General features: G+C 32.3%; 18 protein-coding genes. 10 read left to right on the top strand and 8 right to left on the bottom strand.

What is annotated here, in order from left to right:
- Positions 1-117 precede the first annotated feature (117 nt).
- The 3 genes from ERL59_RS20020 to ERL59_RS20030 all read right to left on the bottom strand — a co-directional run bounded on the left by ERL59_RS20020 (position 118) and on the right by ERL59_RS20030 (position 4,510).
- Positions 118-1,527: a winged helix-turn-helix domain-containing protein gene (locus ERL59_RS20020; protein WP_160648007.1), complete on the bottom strand. Its 1,410-nt coding sequence runs from the start codon at positions 1,525-1,527 to the stop codon at positions 118-120.
- Positions 1,528-1,600: 73 nt separating this feature from the next.
- Positions 1,601-3,007 carry a winged helix-turn-helix domain-containing protein gene (locus ERL59_RS20025; protein WP_160648008.1) on the bottom strand — a complete coding sequence of 469 codons (1,407 nt, stop codon included), beginning with the start codon at positions 3,005-3,007 and terminating at the stop codon, positions 1,601-1,603.
- 462 nt (positions 3,008-3,469) lie between these two features.
- Entirely contained in the window at positions 3,470-4,510 is a 1,041-nt protein-coding gene (locus tag ERL59_RS20030; RefSeq protein WP_160648009.1) for a YkvI family membrane protein, read from the bottom strand.
- A gap of 105 nt (positions 4,511-4,615) precedes the next feature.
- On the opposite strand from ERL59_RS20030, the gene ERL59_RS20035 reads away from it, so the two are divergent.
- The 6 genes from ERL59_RS20035 (at position 4,616) to ERL59_RS20065 (ending at position 7,578) form a co-directional block, all read left to right on the top strand.
- Complete coding sequence (locus ERL59_RS20035; protein ID WP_328699992.1) at positions 4,616-5,335, top strand: hypothetical protein; 720 nt, start codon at positions 4,616-4,618, stop codon at positions 5,333-5,335.
- Positions 5,336-5,397: 62 nt separating this feature from the next.
- Positions 5,398-5,964 carry a xanthine phosphoribosyltransferase gene (locus ERL59_RS20040; protein ID WP_160648010.1) on the top strand — a complete coding sequence of 189 codons (567 nt, stop codon included), beginning with the start codon at positions 5,398-5,400 and terminating at the stop codon, positions 5,962-5,964.
- Between the two features lie 95 nt (positions 5,965-6,059).
- Complete coding sequence (locus ERL59_RS20045) at positions 6,060-6,386, top strand: hypothetical protein (RefSeq protein WP_160648011.1); 327 nt, start codon at positions 6,060-6,062, stop codon at positions 6,384-6,386.
- Between the two features lie 148 nt (positions 6,387-6,534).
- A complete protein-coding gene (locus tag ERL59_RS20050; RefSeq protein ID WP_160648012.1) occupies positions 6,535-6,750 on the top strand; it encodes a hypothetical protein in 216 nt (71 codons plus the stop codon).
- Positions 6,751-7,103: 353 nt separating this feature from the next.
- Complete coding sequence (locus ERL59_RS20060; RefSeq protein ID WP_160648014.1) at positions 7,104-7,295, top strand: aspartyl-phosphate phosphatase Spo0E family protein; 192 nt, start codon at positions 7,104-7,106, stop codon at positions 7,293-7,295.
- Between the two features lie 82 nt (positions 7,296-7,377).
- Complete coding sequence (locus ERL59_RS20065; RefSeq protein WP_160648015.1) at positions 7,378-7,578, top strand: YqzE family protein; 201 nt, start codon at positions 7,378-7,380, stop codon at positions 7,576-7,578.
- Here ERL59_RS20065 and ERL59_RS20070 read toward each other — a convergent pair.
- From ERL59_RS20070 to ERL59_RS20080, 3 genes are all read right to left on the bottom strand, one after another.
- Positions 7,544-8,503 carry a hypothetical protein gene (locus ERL59_RS20070; protein WP_160648016.1) on the bottom strand — a complete coding sequence of 320 codons (960 nt, stop codon included), beginning with the start codon at positions 8,501-8,503 and terminating at the stop codon, positions 7,544-7,546. The two genes, ERL59_RS20065 and ERL59_RS20070, sit on opposite strands and share 35 nt — an antisense overlap.
- 82 nt (positions 8,504-8,585) lie before the next feature.
- Positions 8,586-9,500: a YqhG family protein gene (locus ERL59_RS20075; protein ID WP_160648017.1), complete on the bottom strand. Its 915-nt coding sequence runs from the start codon at positions 9,498-9,500 to the stop codon at positions 8,586-8,588.
- Positions 9,497-11,248: a DEAD/DEAH box helicase gene (locus ERL59_RS20080; RefSeq protein ID WP_160648018.1), complete on the bottom strand. Its 1,752-nt coding sequence runs from the start codon at positions 11,246-11,248 to the stop codon at positions 9,497-9,499. Before ERL59_RS20080 ends, ERL59_RS20075 begins: the two co-directional genes overlap by 4 nt.
- A gap of 218 nt (positions 11,249-11,466) precedes the next feature.
- On the opposite strand from ERL59_RS20080, the gene ERL59_RS20085 reads away from it, so the two are divergent.
- Positions 11,467-12,309, top strand: a complete 843-nt coding sequence (locus ERL59_RS20085; RefSeq protein WP_407925748.1) for a lipoate--protein ligase family protein — start codon at positions 11,467-11,469, stop codon at positions 12,307-12,309.
- Positions 12,310-12,507: 198 nt separating this feature from the next.
- Here ERL59_RS20085 and ERL59_RS20090 read toward each other — a convergent pair whose 3' ends face one another.
- Entirely contained in the window at positions 12,508-13,185 is a 678-nt protein-coding gene (locus ERL59_RS20090) for a response regulator (RefSeq protein WP_160648020.1), read from the bottom strand.
- 167 nt (positions 13,186-13,352) lie between these two features.
- Positions 13,353-14,186 (bottom strand): D-amino-acid transaminase, encoded by an 834-nt coding sequence (gene dat / locus ERL59_RS20095; RefSeq protein WP_160648021.1) that lies wholly within the window; start codon positions 14,184-14,186, stop codon positions 13,353-13,355.
- A 486-nt stretch (positions 14,187-14,672) separates the two neighbouring features.
- Here dat and ERL59_RS20100 point away from each other — a divergent pair, with 486 nt between their 5' ends.
- The 3 genes from ERL59_RS20100 to ERL59_RS20105 all read left to right on the top strand — a co-directional run bounded on the left by ERL59_RS20100 (position 14,673) and on the right by ERL59_RS20105 (position 18,264).
- Positions 14,673-17,285: an adenosylcobalamin-dependent ribonucleoside-diphosphate reductase gene (locus ERL59_RS20100; RefSeq protein ID WP_407925749.1), complete on the top strand. Its 2,613-nt coding sequence runs from the start codon at positions 14,673-14,675 to the stop codon at positions 17,283-17,285.
- A gap of 225 nt (positions 17,286-17,510) precedes the next feature.
- Entirely contained in the window at positions 17,511-17,687 is a 177-nt protein-coding gene (locus ERL59_RS20890; RefSeq protein ID WP_328699994.1) for a hypothetical protein, read from the top strand.
- Positions 17,680-18,264, top strand: coding sequence for a zeta toxin family protein (locus tag ERL59_RS20105; RefSeq protein ID WP_160648023.1), 585 nt, complete (start codon positions 17,680-17,682; stop codon positions 18,262-18,264). The genes ERL59_RS20890 and ERL59_RS20105 overlap by 8 nt, the downstream gene beginning before the upstream one ends.
- The last annotated feature ends 364 nt before the right edge of the window (positions 18,265-18,628 follow it).

Here is an 18,628-nt window from a genome sequence, read left to right on the forward strand (position 1 = left end):
TATCATAATATTCTATTTGAACATGAATGAATTTTGGGATTTTTTTCAAAGATCTATGAGTAACCTGTTGTTTGCATTCAACAGGTTTATTTTTACTAATGATCTTTATTAATTTAACTATTCTGACTTTTTAAAAATATATCCACCTTGTTTTCTACCTTGAATCGTTTTAGCTGCTTTACCTAGCTTTTTCCTTAATCGTGTGATCAAAACACTAACACTTCCCTCATCTGCTGTATCATTCCATATTAATGAAATAATTTGTTTTTTTGTAATTATTTCTCCTTCATTTTTAATAAAAAGGTTCAATAACTCATATTCTCTATTGGATAGATTTTTTTTAGTATCCTCAAGTTGAACCCAAAGTTCACGTGTATGAAAATATGTACCATTTCCTAAATGTATTAAATCTTCAGAATGACCATTAAGACTTACTTGATGTTGATTTGAATTTTCAAATAAGGCATTGACATTTTTAAGTGGTGAGATCAGGTTGATAGTAAAAGAATCTTTTAGAAATGTACTAGACTGATCTCTTAATCTGTTAATTGCTTCAGTACCCCGAATAATTCTAAAACATTCGCTTTCTTTAGAGGGAAGATCAACCTTGGCATATCCAGCCGCTGCCTCTAAAAATGATTTTAAACCTTCTTCTACTCTTTCAGTTAGAATATAATATTCCCCTTTGAGCTTGAAATATTGAGCTAATCTAGCTTTTTTAAATGGAGTAACATAAGGAATAGTTAACAGTTTTCCTTCCAGTTGGATTAGTTCTCTTATTGCTGATAGATTTTTCATTTGTAAATATAAGGTGATTAAACGGTTCACAACATGTAGCAAGGTAAAGTTTCCACAATATGGTAGGGAATCTTGTAGGAGTGAAACAGCCCGATAATGACTACCATTCACAGAATGTAATCTTGATTCTGTTAATTTTATATTGTCTTTCACTTCTGATAAAGAGAATTCTTTATATTGTTCCAAGTATTCTTTTGCTTGTATATAATTTTCTAAGTGGTAATAACAATTACATATACAATAAATAGTATTTGCATGCATTCTTGTCTCAGCTATGCCTGCAATCAATGCTTTTTTACACAAATCTAATCCCTCTTCAAATAAAGACAAGTAGTAAGCGTGAACTCCTAATTTATAATACATCACACCTCGTTCTTCAGTTGTTAGGAACTCATCATAAGACAAAACACCTTTGCCTGAAGTATATGTAGATCGAAGTTTGGTGAAATCTTCTCGTTCAATCAGATAAGTTTGTAACAAACCTTTAGCGAGATAAGGCATGATTCCATGTTCTCGTGAGTAATCAATAATGACCTGATAAAGAGCTAACCTAATAGAAGGTTTCTCAATAGCTACTATCCTTTCATAAAACTTCTCTACTAATTCTTGGCTATTTTCTACAGGAGTTTGGAGGATTTTCATAGCCACTTTGGTAATGAGAGGGAGACTTTCTTCTTGTAGTACCTCATTAAAAATAGCGAACAAAACGTCTGCTTTATCTTCAATCATATTGTGTTATCATCTCCTTGATTATAAATTTTTAGTAAGGATCAAATTTATTGAACAGGAATTATACATTTTATTAAGACCCTTTGAAAATATATCCACCTTGTTTTCTACCTTGAATAGAAGTTGATGCTTTACCTAGCTTTTTTCTTAATCTTGTGATCAAAACACTTACACTTCCTTCATCTGCTGCATCATTCCATATTAATGAAATAATTTGTTTTTTTGTAATTATTTTTCCTTCATTTTTAATAAGAAGGTTTAATAACTCATATTCTCTGTTGGATAAATTTCTTTTAGAATCATCATCCTGAATCCAAAGCTGATATGTATGAAAATATGTACCATATCCTAAATATATTAAATCTTCCATATCCCCATTGAGACTTTCCTGATGTTGAGTTGTATCTTCAATCAAGGTATTAACATTTTTTAGAGGTGTAATAAGATTGAGAGTATAGTAATCTTTAATAAATGTACTTGACTGACCTTTTAACCTGTTAATAGCTTTTGTACCCTGAATAAATCTAAGACATTCATTTTCTTTGGAAATAAAGTCAATCTTGGCATATCCAGCAGCTGCTTTAAAATATGAATTTAAACCTTGTTCTACTCTTTCAGTTAGAATATAATAGTCCCCCTTAAGTTTGGAATAGTGAGCTGATTCAGCCTTTTTTACAGGTGTAACATATGATTTGGAAGTTATTTTTTTATCCAATTCGATAATCTCTTTGATTGCTGATATATTTTTAATCTGTAGATATAGAGTTATTAATAAGTTCACAACGTGCGGTAAGGTAAAATCCCCACATTGTTTTAGTTTCTCTTGAAGAATTGAAATTGCCAGATAAGTATTGCCATTTGCAGAATGTAACCTCGCTTCTGTTAATTCTGCATTGTCTTTCACTTCTGGTAATGAGAATTTTTTATATTGTTCCAAGTATTCTTTTGCTTGTATATAATTACCTAAATAATAATAACAATTGCATATACCATAAATAGTATTTGCATACATTCTATTCTCAGTAATACCTGCAACCAATGCTTTTTTACACAAATCTAAACCCTCTTCAAATAAAGATAAATAATAAGCGTGAACCCCCAATTTATAATACATCAAACCTCGTTCTTCATCCGTAAGGAAATCCTCAAATAACAAAACACCTTTACCTGATGCATATGTAGATCGAAATTTGGTGAAATCATCTCGTTCAATTAAATAAGATTGTAATAAACCTTTAGCGAGATAAGTCATGATTCCGTTTTCTCGAGAGTAGTTAATAATGACTTGATATAGGGCTAACTTAATAGAAGGTTTTTCAATGATTGGGATCCAATCATAAAGCTTTTCTACCAATTCTAAGCTATTTTCTACAGAAGATTGAAGGGCTTTCTTAGTGACTTTGGTAATGAGAGAGAGGTTCTCTTCTTCTAACATGTCATCTAAAATAAAGAAAAATATGTCGACGTTATCTTCAACCATATTTTGCAATCATCTCCTTATAAGGAATTTTAGTATGATGAGAAATTTTTGAAAGTTTATCAGAAAGTATGTTTAATTTAGCCAAAATAGTGAACAACAGTTATATTTTAGTATAATTTGACTGATTTATAATAAATTTAATTTTAAAACAAAATAGGATAAAATAAAGGATTTGTAGTTACATTGTTGTCAATATGTTTGCACTATGGTGGTGAAGTATTATTAATTTTTTGAGGGATAATAAGATAATATGATTTCATAAGGGGGATGTGAAATTCTTAGAAAATTGAAGGGCGGAGGGAACTCTTCAATTTTCTAATATTATGGAATGACTTAAAGACAAGATAGGGATGCACCATGAGGTTTTTCTGATAATCAAAAGGTACTTCCCCAATAAAAACCTTGATTGAGTAGGTAACACTCATTCAAGGTTTTTTTAAATTTCATCATCTACATTTGATTTCAACTAACCTTAGAAGGTTTTGTTCTCATCATCATCCACAACCAACCTAAACTAAGGAATCCAAACAGAGGGTATAAGGTAGATAATAAAGTGCTGAACCCAATCTGACTTATAAAATAACCAAAAATTAATATGGAGATGATGATGGCTTGATGATGTAGAGAAGTTCTTTGTCTAATTTGTAGTGTTAATCCATAGATGTTTGCAATCAAAGTGGTGAAGATTTCAGCATATATAATGATCAGAAATAAAAACTGAATCGCTCTTCCTAAATCAACGATGAGCATTCCCATCGGAATTTGAAATTGAGTAATGCCTGGCATCTGAGCAGATAAGGCAAAATGTCCTGCTAGAAGCATTACACCAATACCAATGCCTCCTAAGATACCTCCCCAATACACTACTTTTTTGTCTCTTATTTTTGACCCTAAAGGAACTAAGACCGCTTGGGCAAGTGATAGGTTAAAACCGATATATAAAAATGGTGAGAGCCATACTCTTAACATATTTGGTTCTGTTGATCGAAAAATCCAATTTCCTGCATTGGGGGATTGAATCGTTGTAATAATGATGATCATCGTGAATAATAAAATTAATGGTACTACGATGGAATTTACAATTAAGATGGCGTTAATGCCTTTTAAAAGTACAAAATAGGCGAGAAGAATAGTAAAAAACAAACCGATTTGATAGGAAATATGGAAATGTTCGTAAAAGATAGAACCGCCTCCAGCTAACATGACGGAGGTAATTGCAAACAAAATGACTAACATTAAAAAACTAATCCACCTACCAAAGCGTTCACCAAATAACAATTTATTGAGATCTTCATAGGATTCAGCACCGATATCATGAGCAAATATCATAATTTTTGTGCCAAGCCAAACAAACATGATACTTGTAATTAAAATAGTTAATGTTGCAATGGAACCAAATTGGGTGAAAAAGGTTAGTATTTCTTGTCCAGTTGCAAAACCTGCTCCAACAATTGTTCCCATATATGTAAAGGCAATTTGAATGATTTTTTTATATTGTTCCATTAAAACTGTTCCCGCCTCTCGTACCAAATTGTATAATTAATCTTATGTGTACAAGTAGTATAATAGAAGCATCTGACAGGATATATGTTGAAAGGAAGCGGATGAATGAATACCATATATATTTTATTAACGAATACAGGTACGATGTTTACTAAAGCGATTAAATCAGTGACAAATGCACCTTATAATCATGCTTCACTTTCTTTGGATATGAATCTAAAAAAAGTCTACAGCTTTGGAAGAAAGCAACCTGACAATCCGTTTTATGGTGGTTTTATACAAGAGGATTTTATTAAAGGAACCTTTAGTTGGTATCCAGAAACAACATGTGCCATCTATAAATTAAATTTAAGTGGAGAACATTATAATAAACTGCTAAGATACATTTCTATGTTCGAAAAGAATAGTGAGAAATACTTATATAATTTAATCGGATTATTTGGAATTCCGTTTAATAAATCGTTAGAAGTACCCGGATCTTATTTCTGTTCTCAATTTGTATCTGAAATATTGAAACGAAGTGGTGTTGATTTATTTCATAAAAAAAGCGCTCTGGTGACCCCGGATGATTTTAGAAATGTAGAGCCATTGGAATTAATTTTTGAAGGGAAAATATACGAATATCCTCAACTTAAAGGGTGGATTAATTACAATCCAAATCGTTATACAAACTTCCCTTTTCGAAAATATGTGAAACAGCAGCTCAAATCTGAACAAAGAAAATACTATTTTCGAGATGGTTTTGTCAAACCGAAGAAGATATTAATGGAGCAACAAATGAGAAAAATGAAAAATATCACAGAAATATTTGATGATTTTAAATAAAATGAATGGAATATGATAAAATGGTGTAAAACATCGGTAGCATTGAAATGGAGGGTTGGATATTGGATGATTTAAAACAACGAATTTTAAGTGAGGGTAAAATTGTTTCTCATCAAGTATTAAATTTAGACTCAATTTTAAACCATCAAGTAGATCCTAAATTAATTCAACAATTAGGTAGAGAGTTTGCAACAAGATTTAAAGATCAAGGGGTAACAAAAGTACTTACCATTGAATCCTCTGGCATTTCCATTGCTTATGCAACTGCTCTTGAACTGGAAATACCATTGATATTTGCCCGTAGAAAAAAACCATTAATGTCAGATGATTATTATTGTGAACGTGTTCCATCGTTTACTAAGGGAATTGTTACGGACATCGTAGTGTCAAGTGAATTTATTCAATCAGAAGATCGAATTTTAATTATTGATGACATTATTGCCAATGGGGATGCATTAAAGGGACTTATAAACATCATTCAAAATTCTGGTGCACATCTTGCAGGCGCTGGAATTGTTGTGGAAAAAGCTTTCCAAACTGGGGCTAAAGATATTCGTGAGCAGGATATAAGAGTGGAATCTTTGGTCAAAATCATCTCTTTAGAGAATGGGGAAATTGGACTGGAGTAATCAAAAAATGAAGAATTTTCATTTTTTTACACCTTTCCTATCTCACTTTTTTCATTTATAATAATGATAAGATTAGTGAGGGGAGGCAAAACGTTATGGGGAAAGAAAATGATTTATTAGCGTATTTTGTGGAAAAGTTATTAGGGGCTAAAACACACTTTGAGCGTGCTCTTGACTGTAAACATACCGAATTTGATGATTTGTATCCCTATATGATTGAACATCCTCAATTTTTCTGGTATAAAAGATACGTTGCTTGGTCAGAACTATTGACAATTGTAGGTCTTTGTGAAGACTTATCATTTGATTGGAGAAGCCATTTTACAAAACAGCAGGTTGAGTACATTGAAGAACGCGTTATGTCAAGTAAAGTATTGGACGAATGGTTCGAGAAAAACGATTCTAAGAAACACGTTGGTTAACTCATATCAAAAGAACATAACTCAATATATAAATAGTGATAAAAAAGGTCTAAATGAATCCATTTAGACCTTTTTTAAAAATGGAGTATTATTTTTTATTCAAGACCAGTTTATTTTCACGAAGTCGGAAATATAGGAGTAACTAAGTATGATAAATGATGAAACATTAAATGAATATCGTATCAGTGGTATTTTAATTAGAGTGATTCGTGACAATGATGAAAAAAATGATGTTAAAGGAAATATTGTCGCATGGGACTCTGAGGTTGTAATGGTACGTAAACGGAATAGAAAGGTTGTTAAGTTATCAAGAGAATATATATATCAACCTTATAAAGAGGAAAGAATATGCTTGGAGCCATAAAACTTAAATAGGATCATGGTCATCTTTTTCCCACTTTTTAGAATACGCTTTATTTGTTACATAAATTAATAATATTGTCATGATGATTGTCATGATGATAGCTAAGATCATAGTACCTATCAAATGAATTCCCTCCTTTAGAAGTGGCATCCACTTCATAGTACTAAATATAAAGTTAAAAAAATAGTTTCTCATGAAATGTTGTGTGTCTTTTTTTCGAATTTATCTCAAAAATATAACAAGAAAAAAAATAAAAAAAATTTAACACAAACGACAATTTTCTCCATTTTTCTACATGTCATTTATTATATAATAGATTCAGTCACTTTTTGAGAATAGGAGTAGAATGATAGATGCATGAAAAACAATTAAATAAAAAAATTGAAGAATTACGACAACAACTTACCGTTTTAATCAAAAATAAAGGAGATTTTGTAGACGATAATGTCATCGCGGTTAGTCAACAGTTGGATACATTTATTATTCAATTGCAAACTTTAAAGAAAGTAAAAAAATCGATTCCAAACAATCATCAATCAGCTTGAAACAATTATTTTTCTCCATTTCTGGGTACAATAATAATAATGAGCCAAATGGTTATAACTAACCTGAAAGGAGAAAATTGAAATGGCGAAAAACTCTGGTGAAGATTTATTGAAAGAAATCACTGAGAAAGTGGTCACGTATATGAGTACACCTAAGGAGCTTCGGGATAAACATCAAGAAGTACAATACAAAGAAACCTGGAAAACAAAATGGTTTGGTATGCTTCCTATGGCAATGGACATGTTATTTAAAAGAACTGCCCATAAGGATAAAGGGACATAAAATGTATGTATCTCACTCCATTTTGTTCCAAGGCAATATAAAGTTGACCTTCATCCCACTGATGATATCCAATAACGGCTAATGGCATTCGAATAGCTTGGTCAAACAGTTTTTCGGTATATGTAACTTCCTCATGATTATGTAATGTTTTTTGAAAATCTTCGTAACTATTTACTGGTTGTGGATCATTAGAAACCCATTTTAATTTTTCAAACGGATCAAAGATTTTTTTTTCTAAACTATGTTGTATAAAGGATGTATTACCTGCATACAAAGTGTAGTTTATTTCTCTAGGTGTTTTATTGATCGATTCAGAATCAATAGGATAGATTTCACCTGACTTTGCATCGATATAAAAAGTATAAGGGTCAATGTTTACTTTCCATATCGCTTCAAGTGCATTTGGATAGATTCGTTCTGCGAACTGATCCAAATCTTTTATATCTGGAATGTTTAAGTCTTTAAGATAGGTGACATCAAATGTCGTTTGTAATGTGTTTAAACTAAATAATGGATATTCTCCGGCACCATATTCAACTAATTTATAATTTCCTTTTGAGTCAGCTCCAACGACAAGGTAACCAATTTCCTGTTTGCTTTTTTTATTTAATACAATGACCAAGCGGTTATGTGTACCGGGTCCTAATGCATAACTTTTCCAATATGCATGATCCCATTCATGGAAACCTTGCTGTTTTTTTAAATTATTAATCCAAGTGTTGATATTTTGTTCAAATGTTTTTTGTGCTTTTACACTTGGATTCGTTGTAGCGTAACTAATCATAGAATGATTCATGTTGATCATAAAACATAATAGTAAAACAAGAATTATACATAATCGAATAGATTTGATCATCGTTTCACCAGCCATTTTATTTATTTTGAAAAAAAATGCTTGTCCATTTATTTTATAAGTTTTATACAAAAAAGTTTGTAACTCTGTGTCTGTTTAATAAGCACTTTTTTTATGTTTTTTTGTAAGAAAACAAAAGATCATAAAGAATGATTTAATGGTCATCACACAAAAGGGAAAAAAAACCGCAGTTGATGACAGATACTTGTATTTTAGGTTCGTACTGCCTTTTAATTTCCTGTAAACGATTTTCAAATAAACCCTCTACTTCCTGTTTATCTTCTTCTTCAGCAGCAGCGATTAAGTCTTTATAATAAGTTTGTATTCTTAAAATCTCCTCATTTAAACGATCGTGTGCATCTAACGCCCACTTTTGATCAACAACTTTTACTTTCTGAATAATATATTTTTGTAATTCAGAAACGGCTCTCTCTAAAGAAATTGTAGGTCGAATATGAGTGTTTGGCGGCATTTTTGTTGTTAATTTCATTTGCAAGGCAGTATGATGAAAATCAGTTTGGATTTCCCCTGTTGATAAGCAAATGCCAAGAGAGTGAATTTCCGATCGTTTTAGATCACTTGTGAATTCGACTTTGAAGTTTACTCCTAACCAGGACATATAAGCAGTTGATTCTGAAACAGAGGTTTCACTAGGAACTTCATATAAGTTTATATATTTCCCTTTTTGTTGGACAACTTGGAATAACTGCTCTAATTTTATACTCCCAAAAGTCATATCCTGTTGAATCGTTCTTTGTGGACCAGCAAGAGGTGTGATACCTAAGTATCGCCCTAGGATGGTATCTGTATTCATTTTGTTTTCTTTTTCTTTATTTTTAGCTTTGGCTTGCTCATACTTCTCCATATCAAAAACAAACGTTAATCTCATTGTTTCTGGAGAAGCCCCTGTTCTTTCAACAAAATTCCAATAATAATGTCGATTAGTCAGCTCTCTATCTGCTTCAGGAGATAGTTGAACAACGACATGATCAGACCCCTTTTCAATGATATGACATTGTTTGGATTCTAAATATCGCATGACAAACTGATCTACTTGTTGTTTATTCATGGATTCACCTCAGTTTCAGGATGGTCTATGATTTGATGATTGTAAATTTCACCTTTCACTTTGGTGAAGGAATCTCCTAAACGATTTAATTTAGTACGTATTTCACCTTCATCCTGTGATTCTAATATAATTTTATATAGATTCTTCTCAATGGATGATTTTTTCTCTAAACGTTCTAATATGAGATCAAGTCCTCCAATGACAGATTCAAATAGGTTTATTTTTTCATGCAATAAGTGTAAAATATGCTCTTCTATTGTTCCTTTTGTAGATAAATTGTAAATATGCACATCGTTTTTTTGACCTAGTCTATGGACTCTTCCGATTCTTTGTTCAACACGCATAGGGTTCCATGGCAAATCATAATTAATGACATGATTGCAAAATTGGAGGTTAATCCCTTCACCACCAGCTTCTGTGGCAACCATCACCTGAGCTCTTTTGCGAAATAAATCCATCATCCAGTCTTTTTTCCCACGATTCATTCCACCTCTATATGGAACGGCAATAATTTGATGTTCTTTTAGAAACTTTAATAAATATTCTTGTGTAGCTCTATATTCTGTAAAAATAATGACCTTATCATTAATCTGTTGAATAAGATCAAGGCTATTTTTAGCTTTTGTATGGCTATTTATTTTTTTGATTTTATCTACAAGTTCCCAAATCATTGCACGTACAGGTGAGTCTTCGCTTGTTTTTTTGAATAAATTAACAAGGGTAATGAAAACTGCATCTCTACTGCTGCATACTTCACGTTGTAATGTGATTAAAGAGAATAAATGACTAATTCCTTCGCTTTCCTGAGCTCTTTTTCTAACGAAATCAGTCACCGATTGATATAAATCAAATTCCTCATCAGACAATGTAAGAGGAATGTTTTTAACATTTCTCTTGGTAAGATCAAGATGACCATCACTTCTTCGATTTCGAATCATAATGTTAGATAACTCGTCTTTTAGTTGATTTTCATTTTTAGGAATTCTTTTATCCACGACATAGTTTGTTTTAAATTGACTGTCACCACCAAGTTGACCTGGTTTTAAAATTGTGATTAAGTTGTATAATTCCTTAAGATCATTTTGGATTGGGGTTGCTGTAAGTAATAAGCAATATTTTTTCTTTACGGAATTAATAAACTGATAGTTTGTGGTTTTTTTATTTTTTAACTTGTGTGCTTCATCAACGATTAACATGTCATACTCTTTGTCCAATACGATATCTCGATGTGGATTGCGTTTAGCAGTATCTACTGAAGCAACAATAATATCATATTGATCCCACATGTAAGCTTTTTTTTGTGCAACTGCAGGAATATTAAATTTTTGATTTAATTCTCTAACCCACTGCAATACTAGAGACGCCGGAACAAGAATGAGCACTTTTTTGACAAGATTTCGGATTAAGTACTCTTTTAAAATCAATCCTGCTTCAATTGTTTTACCAAGTCCAACTTCATCAGCTAAAATGGCTCTACCTCTCATCCCAGTAAGTACTTTTTTGGCAGTTGATATTTGATGAGGCATAGGTTCTAAATTTGAGAGTTGATTCAGACATTGCAATTCATCAAAATCTTTAACTAGCTTCGTATTCTCTGATTCGTATGCAAGTTGGTATAAAGTCCAATCATCCCAGGGACCGTTAGATTCAAAGCGACTTTCTATTTCCCCTACCCAAGATTGGTCAAAATGAATCTGAAGGTGTTCATTTAATGTATGAATGTGTTTCTTTTGATCTTTTGAATTCAACTTGCGCACCTCCTAGTATTAGTACTCTTTAACTTGACTTTTAATGTAATATGAAATGGTTTTACCTTTAACAGTTATACAATGTCACAGAGTTTTCTTAGTATGCACCAATTCGAAGACTTTCATAACTATTTTTGAGATTTTGAGTTTGATATAATCAAAAAGGACCTACAAAAGTGATGTAACGTATTATATTTAGATAAGAGAGGATCATGAACATGAAGAATAAATGGCGTTTTATTCAATCAGATGTGTATTCATCAGCAGAGAACATGGCAATAGATGAAGCCATTTTACTAGCACACAGTGAAGGAAAGGTTCCTCCCACTTTACGATTTTATGAGTGGGAACCGGCCACTTTATCAATAGGTTATTTTCAGAAGTCAGAGGAAATAGATTTAGATGCCGCTAAAGAAAGGGGTATAGGCTTTGTCCGACGTCAAACAGGGGGGAGAGCTGTTTTACATGATCAAGAATTAACTTACAGCATGATTGTTTCAGAGGATTATCCAGGTCTACCTAAAACAGTAAATGAGGCTTATCGTGTACTTAGCCAAGGTTTGTTGTTTGGTTTTCAATCACTTGATTTAAAGGCTGAGATGGTGAACTTAGCCACTGAAGAGGAAAAGCAAAAGTATGAAGCAGCAAGTTCTTCTGCATGTTTTGATTCTCCTTCATGGTATGAGCTCGTTGTTGAAGGACGTAAAATTGCGGGGAGTGCTCAAACAAGACAAAAGGGTGTTGTATTACAACATGGATCTATTTTGTTAGATATGGACATTGATTTATTATTTGATTTACTTCAATATTCTAACACTAAAGTGAAAGAACGATTAAAGCAATCTTTTGTAAAAAAAGCAGTGGCAATTAATGATTTAAGACGTGATTTATTTTTAGAACCCGTAAGCCTATCAGATGTAAATACCGCTTTTAAAGAAGGCATCTCTAAAGGGTTAGGCATAGATCTTGAAGATGGTCAATTAACTTCATATGAATTAGAACTTGTTGATAAATTGGTAAAAGAGAAATATGGGAATGACGAGTGGAATTTCAGAAAGTGATAGTGTAGACGAATGGATCTTAAATAACATCCATTCGTCTACATCTTCCAGAAAAACTCCGATAGGAGTTTTTTTTGTTATTAAAATATTCAAAAAATTCTGAAAAATAAAAAGACGTTATCTCCACATTGATAGAGGGAAATATTAAACTTGAAAAAATAGTTACAAAAAATGATGTTTGTTAAACTAAGAGTATATTTATCCCCTAGTTAAGTTTTTATGGTTTAATAGATCATTTTTCATAACAAATACGACCAACTGGATTCTATTACATAAATCTAACTTTTTTAAGATTTTTGAAATTGCATTTTTTACAGTACCTTCGGATACGTAAAGGTTTTTAGCAATTTCTTTGTTTTCCATTCCACTAATAATATGCTTAATTATACTTATCTCTCTATCTGTCAAATTTACATCCATTAATTCAGTAGAAGAGTTATGGTCACTTTTTATGTCTTGGAGCTGGTGCATCAGTTGAATCGTAGATTTTTTATACATTACACTAAGACCCATTGCAGCACTTTTTATAGCCATAATTAATTCATCTGAATTCGTTTCTTTCAGCATATACCCATTTGCACCATGAATGAAAGCATTGATAATATTTGAGTTATTTGTGTTTTCTGTCAGAATAATGACTTGAGTTGACTCAAACTTTGTTTTTATATTTTGTATAGCTTCCATGACATCAAAATCCGACGTAATGTCATTCATTAATACTACATCTGGATGGTAGTGTTCGCACAAATTCATCATTTCATCTTTACTAGAAGCTAGTGCGATTACTTCTATTTCTTGATCTTTTTCCAATATGTGTTTTATTCCTTCTATGATGATTTTCTGATTTTCTGATGCGGTTATCATCACTCTAATCACTAAACCACCTCAAAATTGGATTTATCAATGTGGGGACAACATAAATAAAAATTCATAATATTTATAATATTTATTATAAATATACAAATTTTTATTTCAATATATAAATTGTATTAATTTAGTAATTAGAACATTCAAAGAAAATTTTCGTGCTGATCACAGTGATATTATGAATTAGGTATAACCTTTTCGAAAAGTCTTTGAAGCTCTCTAGTGAATTCTCCAGGTTTACCATTTGAAACTTTTTGTTGATCTATGCTGATGATCGGTATAATTTCAACCGTAGTCCCAGTAATGAATACTTCGTCTGCATTTTTTAATTGATTAAAATCAAAAGGCTGTTCTTTAATAGTAAATCCTGCTTGATTCGCTAACTTCAGGACAACTGCTCTAGTGACTCCGTTTAAAATAAGGTGATTAACTGGGTGGGTATGTATTTCTCCATTTTTAACTATCATGATGTTGGAGGCACTGCATTCAGTAATGATGCCTTCCCGATGAAAAATCGTTTCATCCACTTCATGTTTGATTGCATTTTGTTTGGCAAGCGTGTTTGGGAGTAAATTTAATGATTTAATATCACATCTTAACCAACGGATATCCTCTTGGGTAATGGCTTTAATACCTGATTGCATTTTATCCAAAGGTCTCTTTACTTCATTACAATAAGCTAATACTACTGGTTTTATGTTCTCAGGAATTACGTGTGAACGTGGGGCAACTCCTCTTGTAATTTGAAGATATAACGTACCTTCCTGTACAAATGACTTTTGGATTAATTGATATAGTTTATCTTGTAATTCTTCCATTGTGTATGGGAATGTGATTTGAGTTTCTTCACAGCTTCTTTTTAAACGTTGTAAGTGTTTTTCTATTTCAAACAGCTGCCCATTGTATATGCGAAATACTTCATAAACGCCATCTCCAAAATAATATCCCCTATCATCATATGAAATGTGTACTTCCTCTTTATTTAGAAATAAATCATTATATAAAATCATAAAGTCACCTTTTCCTTATGTTTAAATAAATGTTGCCTTAATATATTGAAACAAAATATTTGAATTTAAGCTTATCAAAATGGAAAAGTTAATGTCAAAATGTTTTTGAGTAGAACAAATATAGAGAGAATATTGTCGAATAATAGAAGTATCAATTTCTTTAAAAAAGTTAGATAAAATGAGAAAATGGACGAAAAAAGGACAAAAACTCAATATATTTATCCGATTTGGGTGGTCAAAAAGTAGTAACACAACATATAGTGTTGTATAATGGTATTCGCACACAATATGTAGTGATTTTTGAAGGAATGCAGTTACTAAATTTATTTTATTTTTCCTTCAAAAAATATACATATCTTATCATTTTAACTAAAAAGAATACAGAAAAATAAATAGTTTTATGTATATCTAATTTGGAATGATTTCTGTATTTTTAGACATCAAATATTAGTTTTTATTTTTGGGGAGGTTGTTTTTTTGGAAACAATGAAAGTCAAACGATTAGAAGGTTTAAGTGAAAAAATATTCTTGGATCGTTATGCGATGAAGGATGCTGACACCAATCATACTAAGGTTGGAGATACGGTACTAGCACTAGTAAAAGATGATCCTAAATTCCCTACGAAAGAAGTAGGTGAGATAATCAGCAGAGACGGTGAGAATGTTCAAGTTAAACTTCGTAGCGGTGAAATTGTTGACTCAACTATTCATAAATTAACACTTACAGTGGAAAAAACGCCTGATGAAATGTGGGATCGATTGGCAAAAGCTATGGCTTCTGCAGAAGCCACTCCAGAAAAACAAAAGGAATGGACTGAAAAATTTAAATATATATTAGATGATTGGAAACTTGTACCAGGTGGGCGTATTGCTGCAGGTGCAGGAGCAAGTGATGAGTTGACCTTGTTTAACTGTTATGTAATTCCATCTCCTCACGATAGCAGAGGCGGAATCATGGAAACTTTGACTGAAATGACAGAAATTATGTCTCGTGGTGGTGGAGTAGGAATCAATTTATCTTCACTGCGCCCACGCCGAGCGATTGTAAAAGGAGTTAATGGTTCATCTAGTGGAGCGGTTTCTTGGGGTGGATTATTCAGTTATACGACAGGATTAATTGAACAGGGAGGCAGTCGCAGAGGGGCTTTAATGTTAATGATTAACGATTGGCATCCAGATCTTGTTGATTTTATTACAGTAAAACAAAAGATGGGTGAGATCACAAATGCTAACCTATCCGTTTGTTTAAGTAATGGCTTTATGAAGGCAGTAAAAGAAGATTTAGATTGGGATTTAGTGTTTCCTGATACAGATGATCCAGAGTATGACGAGTTATGGAAGGGTGACTTAACTGAATGGAAAAACCTAGGTAAAAAAGTTATTCTTCATAAAACGGTAAAAGCTCGTGAAGTGTGGCATACGATTATTGAGTCTGCTTGGAAATCAGCAGAGCCTGGCGTAGTGTTTATGGAACATTATAATGATATGTCCAATAGCTGGTATTTTAATCAGATTATATGTACTAATCCATGTGGGGAGCAAGGTCTGCCAGCATGGGGGGTATGTAACTTATCTGCAGTGAACTTATCCAAGTTTTATGATGAGGAAAATGATGATGTGAACTGGGATGAACTTGGTAAAGTTGTTCGTTACTCCACACGTTTTCTGGATAATGTCATTGACACAACTCCTTATCATTTTGAAGAAAATGAACAGAACCAAAAAGGTGAACGTAGAGTTGGTTTAGGAACGATGGGATTAGCGGAATTGATGATCAAACTAAAAATTCGTTATGGAAGCCCAGAATCGTTAGAATTTTTAGATAAAATATATGGATTTATGGCTAAGGAAGCTTATCTTGCATCCTCTGAAATTGCTGGAGAAAAAGGTTCATTTACACATTTCATTGAAGATAAATTTTTACAAAGTGGATTTATGAAAGATATGGTTGACGTTTTTCCTGAAGTAGGAGAGTCCATAAAAGAGAATGGAATGCGTAACGTAACTGTAATTACACAAGCACCAACCGGAAGTACTGGAACAATGGTAGGAACGTCAACAGGTATTGAACCTTATTTTGCATTTGAGTATTATCGCCAAAGTCGTTTAGGTTATGACAAACAGCTTGTACCTATTGCACAAGAGTATCAAGATCAAAATCCAGGTCAACCTTTACCAGATTATTATATTACGTCTATGCAAATGTCAGCTGATGACCATATTCGAGTTCAAGCGGCTATTCAAAAATGGGTAGATAGTTCCATCTCTAAAACAGCAAACTGTCCAGCAGACTTTACAGTTGAAGAAACGAAAAAGTTATATGAATATGCTTTTGATTTGGGATGTAAAGGGGTTACGATTTATAGAGACGGAAGTCGTGACATTCAAGTTCTCTCAACAGCAGATAAGGATGATAAAAAAGATAAAAAAGATGAAGTTGCTGCTGCAACTGAAGAAAGTACAGTGAAAATAGAGGAATCTTCAAAGGACTTGGGTCAATTAAAAGAAACTTTAAAAGTAAATATAGATGCAAAAACAGAGCAAGTATTTGATAAGCAATATATTAAACGCCCACAAGTATTAAAAGGTTCAACCTATAAGTTTAATACTCCGTTTGGTATGGCTTATATTACAATCAATGATATCAATGGTGTTGCAGGCGAGGTCTTTTTAAATGTAGGAAAAGCAGGTTCTGATGTATTCGCTATGTCAGAAGCATTAGGTCGAGTATGCTCCCTATTCCTTCGATACGGTGATCATGGCAATAAAGAACAACTATTAATCAAACATTTAAAAGGAATTGGTGGTTCAGGTGCGATTGGATTTGGGGCTAACCGTGTAGAATCCATTGCAGATGCTGTTGCTAAAGCACTGGAGATTCATATTGAAGAAGCAAAAGAAACTGCAACAGTGATTGAAAGCAACGAAAATGCAGCTGCTATAGAAGTTGAAACAGCGGAGACAGTTACTGATTCTATTGAAAATGATGTATCCCTTATCGAATCTAAAGACCTATGTCCATCTTGTGGATCGGCAAGTTTAGTAAATTCGGAAGGATGTAAAAACTGTACGAGCTGTGGGTATAGTCGCTGTAACTAAGGGATAATTTGAATTAAATATATAGGACTGAGAATATCTAATTATTAGATCATTCTCGGTTCTTTTTGTGTGATCAAATCATTAAGTAATAAAAGTTGTTTTCTAAAAGTATTTGTTTATAAGGAAGTGTAAAATCCAAACTGTTCTGAATGTGTAGAGTTAAGTATTTTATGTGCTATAATGAAATCAGTTAAGTAAACGAAATTGGTTAGAAGGTGGCAAAAAGTGAAACGTATTCAAAATTTGCATAAGTTAATAAAACTGACAGGTGATCGAGCAAAACTGGATGCTAAAGCGAATGGTACTTATATAGTATATAAAACCGATAATGGTCAGATTGTAAAAGAATATACCAATGGAAAAATTATTCCGATTAATAATCGGGAGTTATCTCATGAGTGAATTGTCTGCTAATATGTTTGTATTCGCAGGGAATAACGGTAGTGGAAAAAGTACGATTCGAAATTTGATTGTAGATCAACTAGGAGTCAGTGTGAACATTGATCCTGATACTCTTGCTCGTGGTATCGATCCAGACAATCCTGAACAACACAAGATATCTGCGGGAAAAAAAGCGATTAGACTTGCAAGGGAATGTATTAGAAATCATCGTGATTTTTCAGTAGAAACTACTTTAGCTGGTGGGAACACTATCCGACTTATGAAGAGTGCTAAGGAGAATGGTTTTAATGTGACTATGTTTTTTATTGGTCTTGGTGATTATCTCTTAAATATAGAAAGGGTTGCGGTTCGTGTTCAAAATGGTGGACACTATATCCATACAGACGACATCGTTAGGCGACACAAGACTTCGTTACAGAATTTGTTATCCAACCTATATCTTATTGATTATTTATTAGTAATAGATAATAGAGATTCTATTGGTAAAATTGTACTTGAAGCAGATTGTAACAATATTAATTATCAATTAGATCCTCTTCCATTATGGGTTGAGAAAATCAAACAGAAATTGAAATGAATATGAAAAACGTATTCAACGAGCTTTATCTAGAGAACGATTTGTATTAGATGAAAAATCGACATTCGATTATTTATATAGTAAACAAAATGGAAATAGGTCAAATTATTAACAAGGCATTGGCAAAATTAGAAGAAATTAAGAGGAGTATTCCGTAATATAGATTTTAATAGTGAGGCAACACTTGGAAAAACAAAAGAACGTAATGCGATACTTAAGTCAGTATTAGAGGATTTTCAAAAGCTTACATTGAAACCATCAATAGAAGGTAATGAAGATATAATTGGTGATTCGTATCAATATATGATAAATAAGTATTAAGAAATAAAAAAAGAGGTGTTTCAATAAACTGGCACCCATGTCA

The sequence above is a fragment of the Chengkuizengella marina genome (genome assembly GCF_009910845.1).
Taxonomy (GTDB): Bacteria; Bacillota; Bacilli; order Paenibacillales; family KCTC-33759; genus Chengkuizengella; species Chengkuizengella marina.